Source organism: Curtobacterium sp. AG1037 (assembly GCF_003349855.1).
Lineage (GTDB): Bacteria > Actinomycetota > Actinomycetes > Actinomycetales > Microbacteriaceae > Curtobacterium > Curtobacterium citreum.
The window spans coordinates 74,451-98,862 of the sequence record NZ_QQAO01000003.1 but is presented as its reverse complement, the minus strand read 5'-3'; the positions used below and the strand labels follow the sequence as shown (position 1 = coordinate 98,862).

The 24,412-nt window shown below is 73.3% G+C and carries 22 protein-coding genes and 1 pseudogene; 16 read left to right on the top strand and 7 right to left on the bottom strand.

Features of this window, described 5'->3' with window-relative positions; all coding sequences use genetic code 11:
- Positions 1–6: 6 nt before the first annotated feature.
- The 8 genes from DEU32_RS05135 to DEU32_RS05100 all read left to right on the top strand — a co-directional run bounded on the left by DEU32_RS05135 (position 7) and on the right by DEU32_RS05100 (position 7,386).
- Positions 7–519, top strand: a complete 513-nt coding sequence (locus DEU32_RS05135; RefSeq protein ID WP_114849630.1) for a cytidine deaminase — start codon at positions 7–9, stop codon at positions 517–519.
- A 1-nt stretch (position 520) separates the two neighbouring features.
- A complete protein-coding gene (locus DEU32_RS05130; protein ID WP_114849629.1) occupies positions 521–1,810 on the top strand; it encodes a thymidine phosphorylase in 1,290 nt (429 codons plus the stop codon).
- A 38-nt stretch (positions 1,811–1,848) separates the two neighbouring features.
- Positions 1,849–2,961 carry an adenosine deaminase gene (locus tag DEU32_RS05125; RefSeq protein ID WP_114849628.1) on the top strand — a complete coding sequence of 371 codons (1,113 nt, stop codon included), beginning with the start codon at positions 1,849–1,851 and terminating at the stop codon, positions 2,959–2,961.
- 3 nt (positions 2,962–2,964) lie between these two features.
- The gene (locus DEU32_RS05120) at positions 2,965–3,411 is read left to right on the top strand and encodes a PTS sugar transporter subunit IIA (RefSeq protein ID WP_058742376.1); all 447 of its coding nucleotides are present in this window, start codon (positions 2,965–2,967) and stop codon (positions 3,409–3,411) included.
- A complete protein-coding gene (locus DEU32_RS05115) occupies positions 3,408–3,686 on the top strand; it encodes a PTS sugar transporter subunit IIB (RefSeq protein WP_058742375.1) in 279 nt (92 codons plus the stop codon). Before DEU32_RS05120 ends, DEU32_RS05115 begins: the two co-directional genes overlap by 4 nt.
- Positions 3,687–3,718: 32 nt before the next feature.
- Positions 3,719–4,546 (top strand): purine-nucleoside phosphorylase, encoded by an 828-nt coding sequence (locus DEU32_RS05110; RefSeq protein WP_114849627.1) that lies wholly within the window; start codon positions 3,719–3,721, stop codon positions 4,544–4,546.
- Entirely contained in the window at positions 4,543–6,174 is a 1,632-nt protein-coding gene (locus DEU32_RS05105; RefSeq protein ID WP_114849626.1) for a phospho-sugar mutase, read from the top strand. Before DEU32_RS05110 ends, DEU32_RS05105 begins: the two co-directional genes overlap by 4 nt.
- Before the next feature lie 579 nt (positions 6,175–6,753).
- Complete coding sequence (locus tag DEU32_RS05100) at positions 6,754–7,386, top strand: hypothetical protein (protein WP_147281411.1); 633 nt, start codon at positions 6,754–6,756, stop codon at positions 7,384–7,386.
- A 101-nt stretch (positions 7,387–7,487) separates the two neighbouring features.
- On the opposite strand, the gene DEU32_RS05095 is transcribed toward DEU32_RS05100, so the two are convergent.
- Positions 7,488–9,266, bottom strand: coding sequence for a biotin carboxylase N-terminal domain-containing protein (locus tag DEU32_RS05095; RefSeq protein ID WP_114849624.1), 1,779 nt, complete (start codon positions 9,264–9,266; stop codon positions 7,488–7,490).
- A 79-nt stretch (positions 9,267–9,345) separates the two neighbouring features.
- Positions 9,346–10,143 carry a nucleoside triphosphate pyrophosphatase gene (locus DEU32_RS05090; protein ID WP_114849623.1) on the bottom strand — a complete coding sequence of 266 codons (798 nt, stop codon included), beginning with the start codon at positions 10,141–10,143 and terminating at the stop codon, positions 9,346–9,348.
- A gap of 14 nt (positions 10,144–10,157) precedes the next feature.
- Here DEU32_RS05090 and DEU32_RS05085 point away from each other — a divergent pair, with 14 nt between their 5' ends.
- From DEU32_RS05085 to DEU32_RS05070, 4 genes are all read left to right on the top strand, one after another.
- Entirely contained in the window at positions 10,158–11,417 is a 1,260-nt protein-coding gene (locus DEU32_RS05085; RefSeq protein ID WP_114849622.1) for a class I SAM-dependent RNA methyltransferase, read from the top strand.
- 128 nt (positions 11,418–11,545) lie between these two features.
- Entirely contained in the window at positions 11,546–12,262 is a 717-nt protein-coding gene (locus DEU32_RS05080) for a response regulator transcription factor (protein WP_058742367.1), read from the top strand.
- A 3-nt stretch (positions 12,263–12,265) separates the two neighbouring features.
- The gene (locus DEU32_RS05075; RefSeq protein ID WP_114849621.1) at positions 12,266–13,510 is read left to right on the top strand and encodes a sensor histidine kinase; all 1,245 of its coding nucleotides are present in this window, start codon (positions 12,266–12,268) and stop codon (positions 13,508–13,510) included.
- A complete protein-coding gene (locus DEU32_RS05070) occupies positions 13,507–14,571 on the top strand; it encodes a hypothetical protein (protein WP_058742381.1) in 1,065 nt (354 codons plus the stop codon). Before DEU32_RS05075 ends, DEU32_RS05070 begins: the two co-directional genes overlap by 4 nt.
- A 455-nt stretch (positions 14,572–15,026) precedes the next feature.
- Here DEU32_RS05070 and DEU32_RS05065 read toward each other — a convergent pair whose 3' ends face one another.
- Positions 15,027–15,284 (bottom strand): acyl-CoA carboxylase subunit epsilon, encoded by a 258-nt coding sequence (locus DEU32_RS05065; RefSeq protein WP_114849620.1) that lies wholly within the window; start codon positions 15,282–15,284, stop codon positions 15,027–15,029.
- Complete coding sequence (locus DEU32_RS05060) at positions 15,281–16,876, bottom strand: acyl-CoA carboxylase subunit beta (protein WP_114849619.1); 1,596 nt, start codon at positions 16,874–16,876, stop codon at positions 15,281–15,283. The genes DEU32_RS05065 and DEU32_RS05060 overlap by 4 nt, the downstream gene beginning before the upstream one ends.
- Before the next feature lie 74 nt (positions 16,877–16,950).
- On the opposite strand from DEU32_RS05060, the gene DEU32_RS05055 reads away from it, so the two are divergent.
- The 3 genes from DEU32_RS05055 to DEU32_RS17475 all read left to right on the top strand — a co-directional run bounded on the left by DEU32_RS05055 (position 16,951) and on the right by DEU32_RS17475 (position 19,709).
- Positions 16,951–17,805 carry a biotin--[acetyl-CoA-carboxylase] ligase gene (locus DEU32_RS05055; protein WP_114849618.1) on the top strand — a complete coding sequence of 285 codons (855 nt, stop codon included), beginning with the start codon at positions 16,951–16,953 and terminating at the stop codon, positions 17,803–17,805.
- A 4-nt stretch (positions 17,806–17,809) separates the two neighbouring features.
- Positions 17,810–18,328 carry a PH domain-containing protein gene (locus tag DEU32_RS05050; protein ID WP_181819198.1) on the top strand — a complete coding sequence of 173 codons (519 nt, stop codon included), beginning with the start codon at positions 17,810–17,812 and terminating at the stop codon, positions 18,326–18,328.
- A 73-nt stretch (positions 18,329–18,401) separates the two neighbouring features.
- The gene (locus DEU32_RS17475) at positions 18,402–19,709 is read left to right on the top strand and encodes a UDP-glucose/GDP-mannose dehydrogenase family protein (protein ID WP_114849616.1); all 1,308 of its coding nucleotides are present in this window, start codon (positions 18,402–18,404) and stop codon (positions 19,707–19,709) included.
- 258 nt (positions 19,710–19,967) lie between these two features.
- Here DEU32_RS17475 and DEU32_RS17470 read toward each other — a convergent pair.
- The 3 genes and pseudogenes from DEU32_RS17470 to DEU32_RS05030 all read right to left on the bottom strand — a co-directional run.
- Positions 19,968–20,912, bottom strand: a pseudogene (locus tag DEU32_RS17470) (glycosyltransferase); the annotation flags it as partial.
- Between the two features lie 56 nt (positions 20,913–20,968).
- Positions 20,969–22,501: a glycosyltransferase family 39 protein gene (locus DEU32_RS05035; protein ID WP_181819197.1), complete on the bottom strand. Its 1,533-nt coding sequence runs from the start codon at positions 22,499–22,501 to the stop codon at positions 20,969–20,971.
- Positions 22,502–22,639: 138 nt separating this feature from the next.
- Complete coding sequence (locus tag DEU32_RS05030) at positions 22,640–23,125, bottom strand: GtrA family protein (RefSeq protein WP_114849613.1); 486 nt, start codon at positions 23,123–23,125, stop codon at positions 22,640–22,642.
- Positions 23,126–23,258: 133 nt separating this feature from the next.
- Here DEU32_RS05030 and DEU32_RS05025 point away from each other — a divergent pair, with 133 nt between their 5' ends.
- Entirely contained in the window at positions 23,259–24,395 is a 1,137-nt protein-coding gene (locus DEU32_RS05025; RefSeq protein ID WP_114849612.1) for a 5-(carboxyamino)imidazole ribonucleotide synthase, read from the top strand.
- Positions 24,396–24,412 lie beyond the last annotated feature (17 nt).

The window sequence follows — 24,412 nt, the reverse complement described above, 5'->3', positions numbered from 1 at the left end:
CGGGTCATGACCGACACGAACGCTGCGGGTGACCAGGCGGTCGCCGCGACCGACGGGGCGGACGCCGCCCCGATCCTCCCGGCCGGTGCCGCCGACCCCGGGAACGACGCGGGCCGAGCGGTCGACTGGAGCGTGCTCCGCGACGCGGCCACGGCCGCGATGCGGCGCGCCTACGCGCCCTACTCGTCCTTCCCGGTGGGGGCCGCTGCCCTGACCGACGACGGGCGGGTCGTGTCCGGCTGCAACGTCGAGAACGCGTCGTACGGGGTCACCCTGTGCGCCGAGTGCTCGCTCGTGTCGCAGCTGCACATGACGGGCGGCGGCAAGCTCGTCGCGTTCACGTGCGTGGACGGCGACGGCGCCACCCTGATGCCGTGCGGTCGCTGCCGGCAGCTGCTCTTCGAGCACTCCGCCGAGGGCATGCTCCTCGAGACCGTCTCCGGCATCCGCACCATCGACGAGGTCCTGCCGGACGCCTTCGGGCCCCGGACCCTCGCCACCTACCAGGAAGAGCACTGACATGGCCGTCGAGCCGTTCGACACCGTCGACCTGATCCGCACCAAGCGTTCGGGCGACGCCCTCAGCACGCCCGAGATCGACTGGCTGGTCGACGCGTACACGCGCGGGTACGTCGAGGACCCGCAGATGGCGGCGCTCGCGATGGCGATCTTCCTGAACGGGATGGAGCGTCGGGAGATCAAGGACCTGACGCTCGCGATGATCGCGTCGGGGGAGCGGATGTCGTTCGGCTCGCTCGGCAAGACCACGGTCGACAAGCACTCCACCGGTGGCGTCGGGGACAAGATCACGCTGCCGCTCGCACCGCTCGTGGCGTCGTTCGGCGTCGCGGTGCCGCAGCTCTCCGGGCGGGGGCTCGGCCACACCGGCGGGACGCTCGACAAGCTCGAGTCGATCCCCGGGTGGCAGGCGTCGATCTCGAACGACCGGATGATGCAGGTGCTGTCGGACGTCGGCGCGGTCATCTGCGCCGCCGGTTCCGGGCTCGCCCCGGCGGACAAGAAGCTCTACGCGCTGCGGGACATCACCGGCACCGTCGAGTGCATCCCGCTCATCGCGTCGAGCATCATGTCGAAGAAGATCGCCGAGGGCACCGGTGCGCTGGTGCTCGACGTGAAGTTCGGCTCCGGGGCGTTCATGCCGACGTACGAGGCGTCGAAGGAGCTCGCGCAGACGATGGTCGACCTCGGGAACGACGCCGGGGTCGCGACCTCGGCGCTCCTGACCGACATGGAGGTGCCGCTCGGCCTGACGATCGGCAACGCGCTCGAGGTCCGCGAGTCCGTCGAGGTCCTGGCCGGTGGTGGCCCGGCCGACGTGGTGTCGCTGACGGTCGAACTGGCGTCGGAGATGCTGCGGCTCGCCGGCCTGCCGGACGCCGACCCGGCGGCCGCGCTGGCCGACGGCCGGGCGATGGACACCTGGCGCCGGATGATCGAGGCCCAGGGCGGCGAAGCGTCCGCGACGCTGCCCGTGGCCCGCGAGCAGCACGTCGTCACAGCGTCCTCGTCCGGGGTCCTGACCGAGCAGCAGGCGCTGCCGTTCGGGGTCGCCGCGTGGCGCCTCGGCGCGGGTCGTGCCCGGGCGCAGGACCCCGTGCAGGCCGGTGCGGGCATCGAGCTGCACGTCAAGCCGGGCGACGCGGTCACGGCCGGGCAGCCGCTGTGGACGCTGCACACCGACGAGCCGGCGCGGTTCGAGCGGGCGCTGGAGTCGCTGGAGGGCGCGTGGTCGATCGGGGAGACCGCTCCCGAGCGGGGCCCGATCGTGCGGGAGCGCATCACCGGTTGAGCGCGCGGAAGGTCGGGGCGCACCGATAGCCTGAGGGCATGAGCGCCGACGCCCCGACCTACCGCCTGCCCGACGCCGGGGCGGTCATCGACGACCTGCCCAAGGTCTCGCTGCACGACCACCTCGACGGTGGGCTGCGGCCCGCCACGATCGTCGAGCTCGCGGAGTCGGCGGGCGTCACGCTCCCGACCACCGACCCCGCGGCGCTCGGGGCCTGGTTCGCCGAGCAGTCGAACTCCGGCTCGCTCGTCGAGTACCTGAAGACCTTCGACGTGACCACCTCGGTCATGCAGACCGCGCCGCAGCTGCACCGCGTCGCGAAGGAGTTCGTCGAGGACCTCGTCGCCGACGGCGTGGTCTACGGCGAGGTCCGGTGGGCCCCGGAGCAGCACCTGCGCGGCGGCCTGACGCTCGACGAGACCGTCGAGGCGGTCCAGGCCGGCATCGCCGAGGCGGTCGACGCCGCCGGCGGGTCGATCCGCGTCGGACAGCTCGTCACCGCGATGCGGCACGCCGACCGGTCCCTCGAGATCGCGGAGCTCGCCGTGCGGCACCGCGACCGCGGCGTCGTGGGCTTCGACATCGCGGGGGCCGAGGCCGGGTTCCCGGCGTCGAACCACCGTCCCGCGTTCGATTACCTGGCATCCGAGCTCTTCCCCGTGACGGTGCACGCCGGCGAGGCCGACGGGCTCGCCTCGATCCGCTCGGCGCTCGTCGACGGCCGGGCGCTCCGCCTGGGCCACGGCGTCCGGATCTTCGAGGACGTCACGCTCTCCGACGCCGGGGACGGCTCGACCCTCGCCGCGCTCGGCGAGGTCGCGTCGTGGGTGCGCGACCGGGAGATCCCGCTCGAGGTCTCGCCGTCGTCGAACCTGCAGACCGGCGCGATCGCGGCGTGGGGCGACGACCTCGCCGACCACCCCTTCGACGTGCTGTACCAGCTCGGCTTCCGGGTCACGGTGAACACCGACAACCGCCTGATGAGCGGCACCACGCTCACGCGCGAGCTGGCCCTGCTGGCGGCGACGTTCGGGTACGACCTCGACGACCTCGCCGCGTTCCAGATCAACGCCGCGCTCGGCTCGTTCCTGCCGCTGGAGGACCGCGAGGAGATCATCGCGACCATCACGGCCGGTCACCAGGAGGCCTAGGACATGCCGTTGCCGCCGCTGCCGGACCCCGCCGTCGTGCTCGGGGCGTCCGCGTCGTCGTGGCGCGCGGCGCTCCGGCTCGCCGGCGACGCCCTCGTCGCCTCCGGTGCCGCCACCGACGCCTACACCGAGGCGATGACCGACCTGGTCGACGAGCACGGTCCGTACATCGTGATCTCGCCCGGACTCGCCTTCGCGCACGCCCGGCCGGGGCCGGCAGTGCTCCGTGACGGGCTCGCCGTCGTGACCCTGCGGGAGCCGGTGGCGTTCGGCCACCCGCACAACGACCCCGTCTCGGTCGTGCTCGGGCTCGCGGTGGCCGAGGTCGGCACGCACCTCGAGTCGATCGGCGAGATCGCGAACCTGTTCAACGACCCGACCGTCACCGGGCGCATCGCGGCGGCGACGTCCGCGGCCGAGGTCCGGGCGATCATGGGAGCACCCGCGTGAAGATCGTGACCATCTGCGGCGCCGGGATCGGCTCGAGCGGCATCCTCAAGGTGAACGCCGAGAAGGCCCTCGACGCGCTCGGACTCGCCGCCACGGTCGAGGCGGCCGACGTCGCCTCGGTGCGGGACGTCGCCGAGGACGCGAACGTGATCCTGACGAGCGCGGAGTTCGTCGAGGCGATCGGCGACACCTACGCGGAGGTCATCGTCATCCGCAACCACTTCGACCAGGGCGAGATCACCGCCGCCGTGGACCGGGCGCTCGGGGAGCACTGAACCGGTCCGTGCCCGCCCTCTAGAGTTGGGGCATGAGCACGGAGAACCCGCTGAACGACCCCGCCGCCGACCCGTTCGAGGTCGCCCGCGACGCCGCCGCCGTCATCGCCGACCGGTCCGGCATCGAGCGGCACGACATCGCCCTGACCCTCGGCTCCGGGTGGGGCAAGGCCGCCGACATCCTCGGCGAGACGGTGTCCACGATCGACGCGGCCGACGTGCCCGGCTTCAGCGCCTCGGCGGTGCCCGGTCACTCCGGCACGGTCCGCTCGATCCGTCTGCAGGACGGCCGGCACGCGCTGGTCATCGGCGCCCGGACGCACTACTACGAGAACCACGGCGTCCGCCGGGTCGTGCACAGCGTCCGGACGGCCGCGGCCACGGGTGCGTCGATCATGGTGCTGACGAACGGGGCCGGCGGCATCAAGGAGCACTGGACGCCCGGTACCCCGGTCCTCATCAGCGACCACATCAACCTGACCGCCGACAGCCCGCTCGAGGGCGCGACGTTCGTCGACCTGACCGACCTGTACTCGGCACGGCTCCGCGCCGTCGCGAAGACGATCGACCCCTCGCTCGACGAGGGCGTCTACACGCAGTTCCGCGGCCCGCACTACGAGACCCCGGCCGAGGTGCAGATGGCGAAGACGATCGGCGGGCACATCGTCGGCATGTCGACCGCGCTCGAGGCCATCGCCGCGCGCCAGGCGGGCATGGAGGTGCTCGGCTTCTCGCTCATCACGAACCTCGCCGCCGGCATCCAGAAGACCCCGCTGTCGCACGCCGAGGTCCTCGAGGCCGGCAAGCAGGCCGAGCCGGTCATCGCCGACCTGCTCGCGCGCGTGGTGGCGGCCCTGTGAGCGTCGTCGACACTGCCCGCGCCTGGATCGAGCAGGACCCGGACGACGAGACGCGCGCCGAGCTCCAGCGGCTCGTGGACGCCGGGGACACCGACGAGCTGACCGCGCGCTTCGCCGGACGGCTGGCGTTCGGCACGGCCGGGCTCCGCGCCGAGCTCGGTGCCGGTCCGCTCCGGATGAACCGCGTGGTCGTCACCCAGGCCGCGGCCGGTCTGGCACGGTTCCTCGTCGACACCGGCCGGGACCGCAGCGTCGTGATCGGCTACGACGGTCGGGTGAACTCGGACGTCTTCGCGCGGGACTCCGCCGAGGTGATGCGCGGCCTCGGGCTCGAGGTCACGCTGCTGCCCTCCGCGCTGCCCACCCCGGTGCTCGCCTTCGCGGTCCGGCACCTCGGTGTCGGCGCCGGCGTGATGGTCACCGCGAGCCACAACCCGCCGCGGGACAACGGCTACAAGGTGTACCTCGGCGGCGACGACGACGGCTCGCAGATCGTGCCGCCGGTCGACGGGGAGATCGCCGCGGCGATCGACGCCGTCGCGGCGGGCGACGTCCGCGACCTCGTCCGTGCCACCGACTACACCGTCGCGGGTCCGGAGCTGGCCGCGGCGTACGTGACCGCGACGGCCGCGACGGTGCCGGCCACGATCCTCCCGTCCGATGCCCAGCCGACGGTGGTCTACACGGCCATGCACGGGGTCGGGTGGGAGACCGCGCGGGCGGTCTTCGCCGCGTCGGGCTTCGCGGAACCGGTCGTCGTGCCGGAGCAGATCGATCCGGACGGGGCGTTCCCGACGGTCGCGTTCCCGAACCCGGAGGAGCCGGGCGCGATGGACCTGGCGATCGCGCAGGGCGTCGCCGTCGGCGCGGACCTGGTGATCGCGAACGACCCGGACGCCGACCGACTCGCCCTCGCGATCCCGGACGGCGCGGGCTCGTTCCGACGCCTGTCCGGCAACGAGGTCGGGTGGCTCCTCGGGTGGCGTGCCGCGTCCCGCGCGGCGGCCGAGGGGCGGACGGGCACGCTCGCCGCGTCGATCGTGTCGTCGCCGGCCCTGGCCCGCGTCGCCGAGCGGTACGGGCTCGGGTACCGGGACACCCTGACGGGCTTCAAGTGGGTCTCACGGGTGCCGTCGCTGGTGTTCGGTTACGAAGAAGCCCTCGGCTACCTCGTCGACCCCGACGTCGTGCGGGACAAGGACGGGATCTCGGCGGCGTTGTCGCTGCTCGACCTCGCCGTGTCCCTCGCTGCGGACGGGCAGACGGTGGCCGACCAGCTCGACGCCTTCGCGGCCGAGTTCGGGGCCTTCGCGTCCGGGCAGGTCGCCACGCGCGTCGACGACCTGTCGCGCATCGGGACGATCATGGCAGCGCTCCGGTCCACCCCGCCGACGACGCTCGGCGGACGGGCCGTCGAGACCGTGACCGACTACGACGCGGGGGTCGAGGGCTTCCCGCCGTCGGACATCCTGCGCTACGACCTGGACGGGGGCGCACGGGTGATCGTCCGCCCGAGCGGCACCGAGCCCAAGGTCAAGGTCTACATCGACACGGTCGCGGAGTCGCCTGCCGAGGCCCGCGCGCTCGTCGAGGCCCTCGCCGACGACGTGCGCCCGCTGGTGTCGTAGGGAGCGGGGGCGGGGGCGAGCGGTCGGTCGGTCGCCGGCCGGGGTCGTCCGCACAACGCAAAGCACGCCGCGCCACGCGATCGCATGGCGTGGTGTGCTTCCCCTTGTGCAGGAGCAATCCGCAGCATTGCCCGCGCGCACCGCGGCGGCACGAATGCTCCGTCGCGACTCCTCCACAGCCGAGGTCTGCGGTTCCGGAGTCCACAAGGGAGTGCTGTGCGTCGCCGCGGACATCGGCGCGGTGCCACCGTCGTCTGCATAGCCAGGCTCGAGATCGTCGTCGGTGGGGAAGCGGACCCGAGCGGGCGTCGCGGTCGTGGACACCGCGAGCGAGCTCTGCGCGGGGAGCTCGTCCGCGTCGGCCCGGGTCGGTTCGTCCTCGGCGACGAGTGGCGGCGAGCGACACCAGGTGAGCGCCACATCGCCCGAATCAAGGCCGTGCACGACCGGCTCGCCCCTCGGCTGATCGTGTCACACGCCTCGGCCGCCGCGCTGCACGGGCTGCCGTGGCCTGGAGAATTCCCTGACTTGGTCGAGGTGATCGATCCGTCGCGGTCGACGGGACAGACGCTGCGTTCCGTGCACAAGCGGCCCGGAGCCGGGCGACAGTTCCGCCTGGCCGAGATGACGGCCACGGGGCGTCGCCTGACGGACCTGGCGACCACCGCGGTCGACCTGGCCATCGCGTACCCCCTCCGGACGAGCGTGCCTGCCCTGGACGCGGTGCTCGCGAGGGGAACGGATCGCGAGCGACTCATCGCGGCACTCGTCGCCGCGGGGCCGGTGCGCCACCGTGCGCGGGCGGAGCGGGCAGTCGCGATCGCAGACGGACGATCCGGGTCTCCGGGCGAGTCGGTGGCTCGGGTCGCGCTCGACGAGGTCGGTGCCCCGCAACCCGAGCTCCAGCACCGGTTCGACGACGACGCGGGGCTGGTCAGCTTCGTCGACTTCTGGTTCCCTGAGCAGGGCGTGGTGCTCGAGTACGACGGACGGGTCAAGTACACCGACCCGGCCCTCCGGCGGCCGGGTCAGACGGCGGCGGACGTCGTCGTGGCCGAGAAACGCCGCGAGGACCGGATCCGCCGGTGCCCGGGTGTCCACGGTTTCGGTCGGATCGGGCACGCGGAGACCAAGGACACCGAACTGCTGCGCGAGGTGCTCCGCTCGTTGGGCGTCCCGACGACGCGCCCCCGGTTCACGACGGTCCGATGACGACCGTGGTGTCGCGTGCTGGTGCACAACGGAAAGCACACCGCACCGGGCCTTTCGGCGGTGCGGAGTGCTTTCGGTTGTGCGGAGCGAGCGCCCGCCGGCTACGCCAGCTCGAGCAGCACGTGGCCGGACGAGACCGTCTGGCCGACCGGGGCGTTGAGCCCCTTCACGACGCCGTCGCGCGGCGCCTGGACGGGCTGTTCCATCTTCATGGCCTCGAGGACGACGAGCAGGTCGCCCTTCACCACGGTGTCACCCTCGGCGACCGCGAGCTTGACGACGGTGGCCTGCATCGGCGACGTGACGGAGCCCGAGGACGCCAGGCCGCCGCGGACCCCGGAGGACCGGCGCTTCGGCGGGGCGGACGGACCGGCGGGGCGACGTCCGGCGGCACCCGCGGCGCCACCGCCGACGATCGACGGCATGGTGACCTCGATGCGCTTCCCCTGGACCTCGACGACGACCGTGTCGCGCTCGGCGGGAGCGGGGAGCTCCTCGGTCGCGCCGGTCCAGGCCGGGATGTCGTTCTGGAAGTCGGTCTCGATCCACTGCGTGTAGACGCTGAACGGCGTCGCGTCGTCGGTGGCGAACGCCGGGTCGGACACGACCGCGCGGTGGAAGGGCAGCACGGTCGGCAGCCCGGTGACCTCGAACTCGGCGAGGGCACGGCGGGAGCGCTCGAGCGCCTCCTCACGGGTAGCACCCGTGACGATGAGCTTCGCGAGCATCGAGTCGAACGAGCCGGACACGACGTCGCCGGACACGACACCGGAGTCGACGCGGACGCCGGGGCCCGAGGGGGCGGTGAAGGCGTGCACCGGACCGGGCGCCGGGAAGAAGTTGCGCCCGGGGTCCTCGCCGTTGATGCGGAACTCGAACGAGTGCCCGCGGGGCGCCGGGTCGGCGTAGTCGAGCGTGCCGCCCTCGGCGATGCGGAACTGCTCGCGCACGAGGTCGATGCCCGTCACCTCTTCCGAGACGCAGTGTTCGACCTGCAGGCGGGTGTTCACCTCGAGGAAGGACACCGTGCCGTCGGCGCCGATGAGGAACTCGCACGTGCCGGCACCGACGTAGCCGACCTCGCGCAGGATCGCCTTCGACGACTCGTACAGCCGCGTCTCCTGGTCAGGCGTCAGGTAGGGCGCCGGGGCCTCCTCGACGAGCTTCTGGTGGCGACGCTGCAGCGAGCAGTCGCGCGTGGAGACGATCACGACGTTGCCGTGCTCGTCGGCCAGGCACTGGGTCTCGACGTGGCGCGGCTTGTCGAGGTACTTCTCGACGAAGCACTCGCCACGGCCGAACGCCGCGATGGCCTCGCGCGTGGCGGACTCGAACAGTTCCTCCACCGACTCGCGGGAGCGGACGACCTTCAGGCCTCGGCCGCCGCCGCCGAACGCCGCCTTGATCGCGACGGGCAGCCCGACCTGGTCGACGAAGTCGAACACCTCGGACACGTCCTGCACGGGCTCGATCGTCCCGGGGGCGAGCGGCGCACCGACCTTCTCGGCCACGTGGCGCGCGGAGACCTTGTCACCGAGGCGCTCGATGGACTCGGGCGACGGGCCGATCCAGGTCAGCCCGGCGTCGATCACGGCGCGCGCGAAGTCGGCGTTCTCGGCGAGGAACCCGTAGCCCGGGTGCACGGCGTCGGCGCCGGACCGTCGGGCGACCGAGATGATCTTGTCGATGACGAGGTAGGTGTCGGCGCTCGTGGTGCCGTTCAGCGCGTACGCCTCGTCGGCGAGGCGGGCGTGGAGGGCGTCACGGTCCTGGTCGGCGTAGACCGCGACCGATGCCTTGCCTGCGTCGCGGGCCGCGCGGATGATGCGGACGGCGATCTCGCCGCGGTTCGCGATGAGGACCTTGCTGATACGGGGCATGGTAAGTCAGCGTATTCGTGCGACGGCGGCCCGAATTGACCGGCATCCACAAAGAACCGCGGCGAACAAGTGTGGATGTCTACATCGACCACAGGTCGTGCCACGCGATGCCGAACCCGCGGAGCAGCATCGACCGGAGCACCGGCAGCGACAGGCCCACGACGGCCGACGGCGCACCGTCGATCCGGGTGATGTACGCCGCGGCCCGCCCGTCGATCGTGAAGGCCCCCGCCACCTCGAGCGGCTCGCCCGTCGCGACGTACGCGTCGATCTCGTCCACCGACACGTCGTCGGCGAACGTGAGCACCGCGCTGTCGACCGCGACCACGCGGTCACCGGCGGCGACCAGCGTCGACCCGCCGGGCGCGACCGCACCCAGGTGGCCGGCCGGTCCGAGCGGCCCGCCGTCCGACGGGTCCACCTGCCGGACGGGAGGCACGGTGCCGGCCCGCCCCGTGCCTCCCGTCCGGTCCGCGGCCGGGTCCGCAGGCCGGTCGGCGCGACGGTCCACGACGCAGTGGCCGCTCCACAGGGTGCCGCCGCCGGCGGCGAGCATCTGCCGCCAGCGTTCGCGGGCGACGGCCGGCTCGTGCGGCTTGCCGTGCAGGACGCCGTCGACCTCGAAGGCGGAGTCGCCGCCGAACACGAACCCGTCGACGGGGGAGCCGGCGATCCGTGCGTCGGCGACCGCGCCGGCCTTGGCGACGGCGAGCATCGCGACGAGCTCGGGACCGGTGAGGTTCCGGCCCAGCGCAGCCGCAGCGGCGGCGACCGCGGCGTCCTCGTCGACGCCCGGGGCGACGAGGACCGGCTCGATGCCGGTCTGCGCCAGGAGTGCGCGGCGGGCGGGGGACGTACTCGCGAGGTACAGACGCATGGGAACATCGAACCATGGGTGAATCCGTCGGCAGGCTGCTCGAACTCGACGTCACCGGGATCGCCCACGGCGGGATCTCGGTGGCACGGCACGAGGGGCGCGTGGTGTTCGTCTCGGACGCCGTCCCGGGCGAGCGCGTCGTCGCCCGCGTGACCGAGGACCGCAAGAAGTCGTTCTGGCGCGCTGACACGGTGTCGGTCGTCACGCCGAGCGAGCACCGCGTGGAGCACGTCTGGCCCGAGGCCGCGCTGGACCGCGACCCGGCCGTGCGTGCGGGCGGTGCCGAGTTCGGACACATCGCACTCGCCCACCAGCGCACGCTGAAGCACGACGTGCTCGTCGACGCCTTCGCGCGCTTCGCCCGGACGGACCTCGTCGAGGCGCTCGGGCACGACGTCGTGGTCGAGGCGGCCCCCGGCGACGACGCGGCGAACGGTCTCGGCTGGCGCACACGTGTCCGGCTGCACGTCGACGAGGACGGCACCGCCGGCCCGTACGCGTCCCGCTCGCACACGGTCGTGCCGGTGGCCTCGCTGCCGCTCGTCACCGACGTCGTGCAGGGGAGTGCGCCGCTCGGCCGCGGGGCGCTGCCCGGTGCGTCCGTCGTGGACGTCCTCGCCCCGAGCGGTGCCGAGGGCGCTCGGCTCGTGATCGACGCGCAGGCGCCGACCGTGGTGCGCGAGCTCGTCGGGGAGCGTGCGTTCGCGGTCGACGACACCGGCTTCTGGCAGGTCCACCGTCAGGCCCCGGCGGTGCTGACCGCGGCCGTGCAGGACCTGGTCGACCGCGACCGCGTCGACCCGGAGGGGCAGCACCTGGACCTGTACGGCGGCGTCGGCCTGCTCGCCGCCGCGCTCGGCGACGTCGTCGGGCCCAAGGCGCGCATCACGAGCGTCGAGAGCGCGCCCCGCGCGACGGAGCACGCGCAGGAGAACCTCGCCGAGTGGATCGGCGCCCGTGCCGAGACCGGCCGCGTCGACCGGTGGCTCGCGCGGACCGCCGCCGGTGCGTCCCGGCCCGAGCTGGAGCGCTTCCGCGCCGGCACGGTCGTGCTCGACCCGCCGCGCTCGGGCGCCGGGCGCGAGGTCGTCGTGCAGATCGCCGCGCTCCAGCCGGCGCAGGTCGTCTACGTCGCGTGCGACCCGGTCGCGTTGGCGCGGGACGTCGCGACGTTCGCGGACCTGGGGTACCGGCTCGAGGCGTTGCGGGCGTTCGACCTGTTCCCGCACACGCACCACCTGGAGGCCGTGGCGCGCCTGGTGCCGCTCGCCTGAGGTCGGGTGACGCCGGGTTGCGTGACGCGGTGCACAGGAACCCGGTGGCTGGGTGCATCCTGGGTATCCTTGGTCGGTGATCGCTCCCAGTATCAGGGGCTGGGCGCGCATCGGAACGAGAGGCCACCGTGGCAGCAGACACGAACACCAGCACCGGAGCGACCGGACTCGCGACCAGACCGGTCCGCGTCGCGATCGTCGACGACCACGAGTCCGTGCGACTCGGGATCCAGGCGGCGTGCCAGAACGAGGGCTTCGAGGTGGTGCTCACCGCCGCGAGCGTCCGCGAGTACATCGACCACCTCGACGGTCGTGAGGTCGACGTCGTCGTCCTCGACCTGTCGCTCGGCGACGGCTCGACCGTCACGGCGAACGTGAAGGGTGTGCAGGGCACCGGTTCCGCGGTCCTCGTGCACTCCATCGCCGACCGCGTGGCGAGCGTCCGCGAGGCACTGGCGGCAGGGGCCGCCGGCGTCATCCCGAAGTCCTCGGCGACGAAGACCGTGATGGCCGCCGTCGCGACCGTGGCACGCGGCGACGTCCTCAACAACCTCGAGTGGGCGAGCGCCATCGACGCCGACCGCGACTTCGCGAAGGCCCAGCTCGGCCGTCGGGAGCGGGAGATCCTGCACCTGTACGCGTCCGGCCTGCCGCTCAAGCTCGCCGCCCAGCAGCTCGGCATCGGGTACTCGACCGCGCGGGAGTACCTCGACCGCATCCGCGTGAAGTACGTCGAGGTCGGCCGACCCGCGCCGACCAAGGTCGACCTGCTCCGTCGTGCGGTCGAGGACGGCATCCTGCCGGGCCTCGACTCGGGCATCGACCCCGACGCGGACGGTCGCTGACCCGTGGCCACCGCGGCCGAGCCCGCGCCGGCGCTCGCCGAACCCGCGCCGTTCGGGATCGACCCGGCGCGCGGCGTCCGGCCGTCGATCACGCAGGCGTCGGTCGAGCGGGCGTTCGCGATCCTCATCGCGGTCGCCGCGATCGGCTTCGGGGCCATCAACGTCCCGAACGTGCTGCAGCAGCTCCCGTCGCTCGACCCGTTCTGGGGTCCGCTCGCGGCGGGGCTGCTCGGCGCGTCCTTCCTGTTCGTCGGGGTGTCGGCGTTCGCGCAGCGGCTGGCGCAGATCGCCCAGATCGTGTGTGCCCTGCTCTTCCTCGTCGTGCTGGTGACCTGGCCGCTCACGGTCGTGCACCCGCTCGAGGGGGCCGAGAAGCCGTGGCCGTGGTGGTTCTGCACCGTCGGCTCGACCGCGGCCGCGATGGGCTTCGCGCCGTGGCGGGCGATCGTCTACACCGCGCTCGTCCCCGCCGTGTACGCCTGGGTCGCCTTCTCGCCCCTCGGCGGGTCGGGTGGCCCGCAGGCGCTGCTCGACGGGGCCTTCACCATGATCCTCAGTGGCGCGGTGCTCGTGATCGCCGTCCTGCTGCGGCGCGCGGCGGCGGCGGTGGACGTCGCCCAGGCCACCGCGGTGCGGCGGTACTCGTCCGCGATCCGGGAGCACGCGACCGAGGTCGAGCGCGTGCAGGTCGACGCGATCGTGCACGACAGCGTGCTCACGACCCTGCTGTCGGCCGCGCGTGCCGAGACGCCCGAGGCCAAGGCCCTGGCGGCACGGATGGCCAGGAACGCGATCGACCACCTCGGCGCCGCGGCCGCGGACCTGCCCGGCGAGGCACCTCCCGTGTCCGTCGTCGAGCTCCGGGACCGGATCGTCGACGCCCTCGGCACCCTCAGCGCGCCGGTGACCGTGCGGGACGCCCCAGTCGGCGGGCTGCGGATGCCCGCCGCGGCCGCGGACGCGATCGCCTCGGCCGCACTGCAGGCCGCGGTGAACAGCGTGCAGCACGCCGGCGGACCGGCCGTCCGGCGCTGGGTCTGCATCGAGCAGCGGGGCGCGTCGGTGCACGTCGAGGTCGGTGACGACGGCGCCGGGTTCGACCTCGCCGCCGTCCCGGCCGCCCGGCTCGGCGTCCGCCGCTCGATCATCGAGCGCGTGCAGGCCGTCGACGGCACGGCACTCGTGCTGAGCAACCCCGGCGCCGGCACCCGCATCCGCCTCGCGTGGAGCTCCGGAGGCCGCTCGTGAGGGTCTCGCTGCCCGCCGGGATCGCGATCGGTCTCGCCGCGCTCTTCTCGCTGTTCCACCTCGTCCTCGCACTGGCGTCGCTGCCACGGGTGAGCGACATCGGCCCGGTGCTCGCGTGCATGGCGCTCTACGCCGCCGCGAGTGCCGTCGCGATCTTCCTGCCCGGGCGGACGCTCCCGGTCTGGGCCGCGTGCTTCTCGCTCGCGACGGCCCTCGTCATGCCCGTGATCGAGGCGCCCGTCATCGACCTCGGGTCCGCGTCGACCTCCACCACGTGGTGGGTCGCGGCGGTCGGCACGCTCATGACGGTCCTGTCCGTCCGTGGGCGTCGCGCCTTCGCGTGGGTCGGCGTCGGGTTCCTGGCCGTGTTCGTCGTCGCGTGGGCGGGTCCCGGACCGGCGCTCAGCAGCCTCGGGGTCGTCGGGAGCCTGTCGTGGGTGGCGATCGCCACCGGCTTCGCGGTCGCCATGGACCGGGCGACCCGGGTGACGCGGGACTTCGTCCGGGCGGAGCAGGAGACCGCCGACTGGCAGGCGGCGCAGGACGCCCACGTGTTCGAGCGGCAGTTCCGGCTCAGCCAGACGACGCGGATGGCCCTGCCGATGCTCGAGCGCGTGATCGAGACCGGCGGTGACCTCACCCCGGACGAACGCGACGAGTGCCTGCACCTCGAGCAGGCGATCCGGGACGAGATCCGCGGCCGATCGCTCCTGTCCGACGACGTCCGCGACGAGGTGATGCGCCTCCGTCGCCGCGGCGCCACGGTGCAGCTGCACGACGACGGCGGTCTGGACGACCTGGAGATCGACGACCTGCGACGCGTGCACGCCCGGATCGCCGAGGCCCTGCGGCAGGCGCGGGAGGCCGACAACGTGATCGTGCGCACCGTCGCCGAGGGGTCGGACGCCGCGGTCTCGGTGGTGGGGCTCCGGCTCGACACCGCCGCGAGCGAGTCCGCCGCGCTCGGCACCGGGCTCGACGACGAGGACGACGAGGACGAGGACGACTCGGTCGTGGTCTGGCTCGAGATCCCGCGGCACGAGACCCTCGACCAGCGCTGAAGCCGGAGGCCGGCACCGCCGGTGACGACCGCATCCCGGAGACGGGGAACGGGCCGGTCCGAGGACCGGCCCGTTCGCGACCCGAGTCTGAGCGACAACCCGAATATCGCCCTGGCTCGTAGCTGGTCGGCGACGTCGTACCCTAGTCGGCCACCGACCTGCGATGTTCTTCGTAGAAGGACACCGAACACGCACTAGTGTGCCCGTCGCCGAGCGTCGTGTCAGTCGTCATTATGGGGGACAAATTCGCCCACGACGGGCCCGGGCGGGGCTGCGTGCCCCCCGTCTGCGGGCAGACCGGCCGCGACACCGTCCCGACCTGCCCAGCGCACCGCGGGGTGCGTGTCCGCGTGTCCGGGGACGGACAGGGGTACATCGTCGCCCGGATACCCCCGTCGGCACAAGACCCCCGCCGGTGAACGGCGGGGGTCTGTGGGTGGTCCGGACGGTGATGCTCAGCGCAGGGAGCGCGTCCACGCCCCGTGGCCGTGCGGCAGCGGCTGCCGCAGACCGGCAGCCGAGGCGTCCCAGCCGGCTCGCGGAGAGACCGTGACCTCGGCGCGACCGAGCGCCGCGGCCTCGTCGGCCTGACGCTGCAGCACCGCGACGACCGCGGCGAGTTCCTCGGGCGAGGGGTCGCCGGACACGACACGGACGTCCGCGACGGTCGCCGGGGCGTCCGTCGGGACCGCCGCCGCGTGCTTGCCGCTCACAGCGGGATGTTCCCGTGCTTCTTCGGCGGCAGCGACGCGCGCTTGCCCCGGAGCGCCCGCAGGGCCTTGACGACGGACACGCGCGTGGCGTGCGGCTGGATGATGCCGTCGAGCTCACCGCGCTCCGCCGCCAGGTACGGCGACGCGACGTTGTAGGTGTACTCGTTCGCGAGCTTCGCGCGCACTGCGGCCACGTCCTCGCCGGACTCCTCGGCGCGCTTGATCTCCGCGCGGTAGAGGATGTTCACGGCGCCCTGACCGCCCATCACGGCGATCTCCGCGGTCGGCCATGCCAGGTTGATGTCGGCGCCGAGCTGCTTCGAGCCCATCACGATGTACGCGCCGCCGTACGCCTTGCGGGTGATGACGGTGACGAGCGGCACGGTGGCCTCGGCGTAGGCGTACAGCAGCTTCGCGCCGCGGCGGATCACGCCGGTCCACTCCTGGTCGGTGCCGGGCAGGTACCCGGGCACGTCGACGAGGGTCAGGATCGGGATGCCGAACGCGTCGCAGAACCGTACGAAGCGGGCGGCCTTCTCGCCGGCGTCGATGTTCAGCGTGCCGGCCATGGCCTGCGGCTGGTTCGCGATGATGCCGACCGTGCGACCCTCGACCCGACCGAAGCCGACGAGGATGTTCGGCGCGAAGAGCGGCTGCACCTCGAGGAACTCGCCGTCGTCGACGACGTGCTCGATGATCGTCGTGACGTCGTACGGCTGGTTCGTGGAGTCCGGGATGACGGTGTCGAGCTCGTGGTCCGCGTCGGTGGTCTCGAGCTCGGGCAGGACGTCGTACGCGGGTGCGTCGGAGAGGTTGTTGTCCGGCAGGAACCCGATGAGCGAGCGGGCGTAGTCGAGCGCGTCGGTCTCGTCCTCGGCCAGGTAGTGCGCGACGCCGGACACCGCGTTGTGGGTCTGCGCGCCGCCGAGCTCCTCGAAGCCGACGTCCTCGCCCGTGACGGTCTTGATGACGTCCGGACCGGTGACGAACATGTGGCTCGTCTTGTCGACCATGATCACGAAGTCTGTGAGGGCGGGGGAGTACACCGCACCGCCGGCCGCCGGGCCCATGACGATCGAGATCTGCGGGACGACCCCGGACGCCTGGGTGTTCAGGCGGAAGATCTCGCCGTACTTGCCGAGCGCGACGACGCCCTCCTGGATGCGCGCGCCGCCGGAGTCGAGGATGCCGATGATCGGCACGCCGGTCTTGAGCGCGTGCTGCATCACCTTGATGATCTTCTCGCCGGCGACCTCGCCGAGGGAGCCGCCGAAGACCGTGAAGTCCTGCGCGTACACCGCGACGTTCCGGCCGTGGATCGTGCCGACACCGGTGACGACGGCGTCGCCGTAGGGGCGCTTGGCGTCCATGCCGAACGCGGTGGTGCGGTGGCGGACGAACTCGTCGAACTCGACGAACGAGTTGTCGTCGAGGAGCTGCTCGATGCGCTCGCGGGCGGTGCCCTTGCCCTTCGCGTGCTGCTTCGCGATGGCGGCCTCGCCCGCGGCGGTCACGGCCTCGTGGTAGCGGTCGCGCAGGTCCGCGAGGCGACCGGCCGTCGTCGAGAGGTCGGGGGTGTCTCCTGTGGTCACCCGCTCACCTTACCGGCGGGCCGGACGGCCCCGGTTGGAGGACCCCCACGGTTCCTGCCCGTACATTTGCGTGCATGTCCACACTCGTGACGCCCGCCTTCCCGCGCTCCCGCGCCGTCGTCGATGGCTCGGGTGGCACGTTCGCGGCGCCGGAGCGGACCGGTTCCACCAACGCGGACCTGCTCGCGGTCGCCACTGACCGGCCGCACGGCAGCGTCGTCGCGACGCTCGACCAGACCGCGGGCCGGGGGCGGCTCGACCGCAGCTGGTCCGCGCCGGCCGGGCAGACGCTCGCGGCGAGCCTGCTGGTCCGCGCCGACCTGTCGGACCGCGACCGCGGCTGGTTGCCGCTCGTCGCCGGGGCCGCGATGCGGACCGCCGTGTCCGCGGTGCTGCCGGGCGTGGACGACGCGGGGCGCGCCTCCCGTCCGACCGACCCGGTCCCCAGGTCCGGTGCCCCGACGGTCGCGGTGAAGTGGCCGAACGACGTGCTCGTCGACGACCGCAAGGTCTGCGGCATCCTGTGCCAGGTCGCGTCCGACGGCAGCGTCGTCGTCGGCGCCGGCGTCAACCTGACGATCCCCGCCGACGCGATGCCGACGCCGACCGCGACGTCACTCGCCGTGGCGGGCGCGACCGCCGGGGCGGCCGCGCTGGCCGATGCCGTCCTGTCCGTCTTCCACACGACCGTCCTGGAGGCGGTGGCCGCCCTGGCCGCAGGCGCTGCGGACGCGCAGGCGGTCCGGTGCGGCGTCCGTGCGGCGTGCGGCACGATCGGTCGCCACGTCCGGTTGGAGCTGCCCGACGGCACCGTCGTCGAGGCGGAGGCGACCGGCATCGACGACGACGGCCGGATCACGATCCGGGATCGGGACGGCCGCTCCAGGGGCGTCGCGGTGGGGGACCTCACCCACCTGCGGTATGCATGACGGCATGACCGCCGAGCCGCCGCCCGAACGCGTCGTCGCGCGGCTCCGACCGCACGCACGCCGGCTCGTGCGCCCGGCGGTCTTCGTGCTCCTGGTCGCCGCGGCCGGGGGGTTCGGGTTCGGGGTGTTCCGCGCCCAACTCGCCTGGGTCAACGTCGTGGTGGCCGCCGTCACGGTCCTGCTCGTCGTCCTCGGCGGGCTCGTCCCGCTGTTCCGGTGGATGTCGGAGCGCTACGTCGTCACGACCCGGCGGCTCGTCGTCGTGCACGGACTCGGCACCCGCACGCGGCGGGAGCTCCTGCACTCGCGTGGGTACGACGTCACCGTGCGCCGGCGCGGACTGCAGGGCGTCTGGCGGTCCGGCGACGTCCTGGTGTTCCCCGGTGACGACACGCCCGTCGTGCTCGGGGACGTCCCGCACGCGGACCTGGTCGTCGCCGTGCTGCACGACCTGGTCGAGGCGCACGAGGCACGGCGCCGACACCGCGAGCCGGACTGGGACAAGATCGTCGGTGGGTACTGACGGGAGCCGAGTGCGCCTCACGATCTCCGCGTCCCGGCAGTGATCGGACCACGGCGTCCGGTAGCGTCGTCCCGTGCGTATCTCCGTCATCGGCTGCGGGTACCTCGGTGCCGTGCACGCCGCCTCCATGGCCAAGCTCGGACACGAGGTCGTCGCGGTCGACGTCGACCCGGTGAAGATCGGACAGCTCGCCGCGGGGCAGGCGCCGTTCTTCGAGCCCGGACTGCCCGAGACCCTCGACGAGGCGATCGCCTCCGGTCGCATCGAGTTCACGACCGACACCGCTCTGGTCGCCGGTGCGCGCGTGCACTTCCTCGCCGTGGGCACGCCCCAGGGGCCGACGGGTGCGGCGGACATGACCTACGTCGACGCGGCGGTGACGGACCTCCTGCCGCACCTCGCCGCCGGCGACCTGGTCGTCGGCAAGTCCACCGTCCCGGTCGGGACCGCGGCACGGCTCGCCGAGCGCGTGCACGAGGTCCAGCCCGAGGCGACCCTCGTGTGGAACCCCGAGTTCCTCCGCGAGGGCTTCGCGGTGCAGGACACCGTCTCGCCGGACCGGTTCGTGTACGGCGTGCCCGCGGGTGAGGCAGGGGAGCGTGCCGTGGCCGTCCTCGACGAGGTCTACGCGCAGGCGCTCGCTGCCGGCACCCCGCGGCTCGTCGTCGACCTGCCGACGAGCGAGCTCGTCAAGATCAGCGCGAACGCCTTCCTCGCGACGAAGATCTCGTTCATCAACGCGATGGCGGAGATCGCCGAGGTCGCCGGTGCGGACGTCACGGCGCTCGCCGACGCGATCGGGCACGACGACCGGATCGGCCGCAAGTTCCTCAACGCCGGACTCGGGTTCGGCGGCGGGTGCCTGCCGAAGGACATCCGCGCGTTCCAGGCGCGGGCGGACGAACTCGGCGTGGGGCGGTCCCTCGGGTTCCTCGCCGAGGTGGACGCGATCAACCTCCGGCGTCGCGCACACGTCGTCACCCTCGCCGGCGAGCTGCTCGGCGGTTCCGTCGAGGGACGGCGCGTGGCCGTGCTCGGCCTCGCGTTCAAGCCGAACTCCGACGACGTCCGCGACTCACCGGCGCTCGACATCGCCGCGCGGCTCGTCGAGCTCGGCGCGACGGTGCGGGCGTACGACCCCGCGGCGAACCACACCGCTGCCCGGGTACGTCCGGAGGTCGGCACCGTCGACTCGGTCGCCGAGGCGCTGCGCGACGCCGACCTCGTGCTCGTGCTGACCGAGTGGGCCGAGTTCCGCGAGCTCGACCCGCGGGTCGTCGCCGAGCTCGTGGCCGCGCCCGTGGTGCTCGACGGCCGGAACTGCCTCGACCGCGATGCGTGGACCGCCGCCGGCTTCACGGTGCGCGGCATGGGGCGGTGACCGGCGCGACGGCACGCTGACGGTCGCGCCGGGTCCGCGCTGACGACCACGCGGACGGTCAGTGCCCGGACTGTCGTGCTGGTGGTCAGTCGGTGTGCTGCCCCGCTGCGGCCCGCAGCACCGCGCGGTACCGCGCACCGATGCGGTCGCCCGTGTACGGCTCGGCGGCCCGTCCGGCTCCGGCCTGCCACCGCTCCCGCCCGTCCCGGTCGGTGAGGGCGCGCCGCAGCGCCGCGGCCAGCACGTCCACGTCACCGGGGGCACGAGCAGGCCGGAGACGTCGTCGCGGACGACGTCGCGGATGCCGGGCAGGTCGCTCGCGACGACCGCGGCCCCGACGGCCGCCGCCTCGAGGAGCGTCACGGGGAGCCCCTCCTGGTCCCCGTTCGACGCGGGGACGGACGGCATCGCGACCACCGTGGCGGACGCCAGCGCGTCGAGCACCTCGTCCTTCCCGAGCTGGCCGGCGAAGGTCACCGGCAGCCCCGCTGCTCGGCGTTCCAGCCCGGCGCGGAGCGGACCGTCGCCGACGACGACCAGCTGCCACGGGACGTCGTCGATGCGTCGCAGGGCGTCCAGGAGGACCGCGAAGCCCTTCTTCTCGACGAGCCGCCCCACCGCCACGACGCGACCCGGGACGCGTGCCGTGCGCGCCCTGCTGGCTGCGGCCGGCCCGGGTTCGACATCCATCGGGACCACGCTCGTACCGGACTCGGGGACGCCCCACGCGGTGAGCCGCTCGCGCATCTCGCCGTTCACCGTCGTCACGTGAGCCGCCCGGCGCAGCACCCAGCGCTTGAGCCGGACCAGGGGTGCGGCGCGCAGGGCGTAGACGTCGCCGCCGTGTGTGGTGACGACCATCGGCACGTGCGGTGCGGCCAGGGTCGCGACCAGCGCCTGCGGGACGGCCCAGCGGGCGTGCACGACGTCCGGTCGCCCCGTCCGGACGGCGCGTCGGACCGCAAGGTACTGCGCCGCGAGCAGCGCCGGGACCTGCAGGACGCGGCTGCGACGGGCCCGGAGGTTGTCGAGGATCGCACCGTCGGCGAGGTCCTCGAAGCGTCGCGGGAAGTACGGGTAGCGCACGACACGGACACCGTCGACGACCTCGTCCGCCGCGGCTCCCGGTACCCGGGGCGTGAGCACGACGGTGTCGAACTCCTCGGCCTCGTGCCGCGCGAGGTCGAGCACGAACGCGGGCACGCCGTCGTCGGGTCGGGCCGGGAACGTCGACGCGAGGACGAGGAGCCGCGGGCGCCTCACCGGCTCGCCCCGTCCGCTCGGAGGTCGCGGACCGGTGCCGCGGGCACCGCGGACCGCATCGCCGCGACCCGGGTGACCGTCGCGATGATCCCGACGAGCACGAGCACCGCCGGCACCACCACGGTCCAGGGCGGGACCGGCCCCAGTTCGGCGTACCGTGCGACACCGCCGTGCCCGGGCCACGGCACCGCGCCGTTCCAGAACCAGCTCGTGACCACCACCGCACCGTACATGCCGACGGCGGGACAGACGACCGCGAGCACCGTGGCGGTCCGGTGCCGACCGCGCGGCGTCCGGGGGATCCGTCGCCAGGCGACGGCGGAGAGGGCGACGAGGCAGAGCACCGCGGGGAAGGCGTACCGTCCCTGCGTGCCGGCGACCTCGGTGGTGGTGAGGTAGGCGCGGGCGCTGGTGGCGGTCTGGAGCAGGACCGCGGCCGGGAACGAGGCGAGCACGACCGAGGTGCCCAGGCCCGTCCTCCGGAAGGCGAACAGCACGATCGCCGCGAGGGCGACCGCCGTGAGCGCTGCGGTCAGGCCGTCACCGATGCTCACCTGCGCGCGGGCGCCCGGGCTGCCCCAGAACGTCCGGGCGAGCGTCCCCCAGCTGACGTCGACGAAAGGCGCGACCGACGGGTGCTCACCCGGCGGGAAGGCCTTCGGCGGGCAGATCGCGGCGTACCCGTCCGGCTGGAGGCGGTGGTACGCGACGAGGTTATGCACCCACCACCCCGCGCCGACGGCGCCGGCGACCCCGAGTGCGACCACCGTCCGGAGGAGCCGGCGGGACACCGGCAGGACGCCGGCCCCGGCGACGAGCACGGCGAGTCCGACGAAGGGGACGGCGGGCAGGGCGGTGCCCTTCACCCAGCAGGCGGCGCCGAGCGCGAGACCGAGCCAGACGACCTTGCGCCAGCGGTGGTCGCCGGTGAGCAGGCGGACCGCGAGCCACACGACGACGCCGGTCAGCAGCATCGTCGGCGTGTCGTTCGTCACGGAGGCCCCGATCGAGGCGAGCTGCGTTGTCGCGAACAGCGCGAGCACACCGACGAGGGCGGCACGCGGCGAGCGGGTGACCCGGCGCACCGTGGCCCACGTCAGGAGGGCGAGCGGCGTGACCGCCAGGGCGTCGGCCAGCCGCAGCGCGAGCACGGCCTGGTCGAGTCGCAGGTCGCCGAAGTGCACGACCCGGAGGACGAGGGCGTCGGCGAGGTACGCGGTCGGCGGGTGCTGCGTCATCTGGTTCACGGTGGTCGATTCGCCGGGCGCGGCGGCGAGGAGTTCGCTGACCGTCGACCACCGGTCCTCCGGCATCGACGCCTGCTTGCGGGCGCCGGCGAGCACGGCCTCGAGCACGCGCATGTCACTCGGGGCGGACCACGGGTCACCGAGGGCGACGTGCACGGCGGCGTCGACGTGCGCGGTCTCGTCGGGCGCCTGGAAGGTCGGCACGACGAGTGCCCACACGGCGAGCCAGAGTCCGAACGTCTCGGTGACGATCGCGACGGCGATCCGCTCGTGTCGACCCACAGCGGGGTGCGGCTCGTCCGCCGGGACGCGGTCTCGTGCCGCCGGCGGGCGGGGCGTCGGTTCTGCGCATCCGACGATTCTACGGACGCTCCGGACGGACGGGAGGCTCCGCGCGGGTCGCTCCCGGGGCTGTCCGGTTCAGACGCGGTCCGGCAGGCGCGTGTCCTCCGGGGCCGCCGAGCGTGCGGCCTCCCGCTGGACGCGGTCGGGGTGGTAGACCCAGACCTTGTACAGCCAGAACCGGAACGCGGTGCCGAGCACCAGGCCGATCACGTTGCCGGAGACGTTGTCCGCGAACGCCGAGGTGAAGCCGAGCACGTAGTGCGAGATCCCGAGGCAGCCCAGCGAGATCACCATGCCGCCCAGGGACACGACGAGGAACTCGACGCCCTCGCGCGCGGCGACGGACCGTCGCTGGTTCCGGAAGGTCCAGTACCGGTTGCCCAGCCAGTTCACGACGATCGCGATGACCGTCGAGACGACCTTCGCCCAGAACGGGCCGGAGTGCACCTCGTCGGGGGAGAGCACCGTGGCGCGCAGCAGGTTGAACACGCTGAAGTCCACGACGAAGCCCACGGCTCCGACGACTCCGAAGCGGGCCAGCTGCGCGATGAGTCGCCGCACGTCGTCTCCAGGATCCGTAGAGTTGTCCCTGTCCGGGCGGGTCCCGGAACGGGCCGGTCGACGACCGGCAGGACCACGATTGTAGACAGCACGCTCTCCCGTCCCGGTGAGAACGGCGGAAGGAACACACAGCATGGCCTTGCGTGTCGGAGTCGTCGGCGGCGGACAGCTCGCCCGGATGATGGTCCCCGCTGCCGTCGAGCTCGGTCTCGACATCCGGGTCCTCGCCGAGGGCCCAGGCATGTCGGCGGCGATCGCAGCGACGGCCGAGGGTGACTACCACGACCTCGACACGGTGCTCGCGTTCGCCCGTGAGGTCGACGCCGTGACGTTCGACCACGAGCATGTTCCGCAGGACGTCCTCCGGGGCCTCGTCGACGCGGGGGTCGCCGTGCACCCCGGACCCGATGCCCTCGCCGTGGCGCAGGACAAGATCACCATGCGGCAGCGGCTCGGCGAGCTCGGATTTCCGGTCCCGGACTGGGCCGCCGTGCACGACGCCGACGAACTGCGTGCCTTCCTCGCCGAGCACGGTGGGCGCGCGGTCGTGAAGACCGCTCGTGGCGGCTACGACGGCAAGGGCGTCCGGGTCGTCTCGGACGCGACCGAGGTCGAGGACTGGTTCGCCGCGATCGCCGAGACGGGCGCAGACCAGGCGCTGCTCGTCGAGGAGCTCGTGCCCTTCACGCGGGAGCTCGCACAGTCCGTGGCGCGCCGGCCCTCCGGCGAGGTCGTGGCCTGGCCCCTCGTCGAGACGGTCCAGCGCGACGGCGTCTGCGCCGAGGTCATCGCTCCGGCACCGGCCAGTGCCGGTCGCCTCGCCGACGCCGCCGAGTCGCTCGCGGTCGGGATCGCCGAGGCGCTCGGGGTCACCGGCGTGCTCGCCGTCGAGCTCTTCCAGACGGCCGACGAGCGCATCCTGGTGAACGAGCTCGCCCTGCGACCGCACAACACGGGCCACTGGACGATCGACGGCGCCACGACGAGCCAGTTCGAGCAGCACCTCCGCGCGGTGCTCGACCTGCCCCTCGGTGCGACCGGCTCTCACGACCCGGTCGCCGTCATGGTGAACGTGCTCGGCGGCCCGGCGGACGGCGACCTGGCTGCTCGCTACCCGGCGGCGCTCGCGGCCTTCCCGGAGGCCAAGCTGCACTTCTACGGCAAGGCACCGCGTCCCGGTCGCAAGGTCGGCCACGTCACGGTCACCGGCGACGACGTGGACGACGTCGTGTACCGGGCGCGGGCGGCGGCAGCGCACTTCGACGACTGATCCCGCGCTCGACTAGC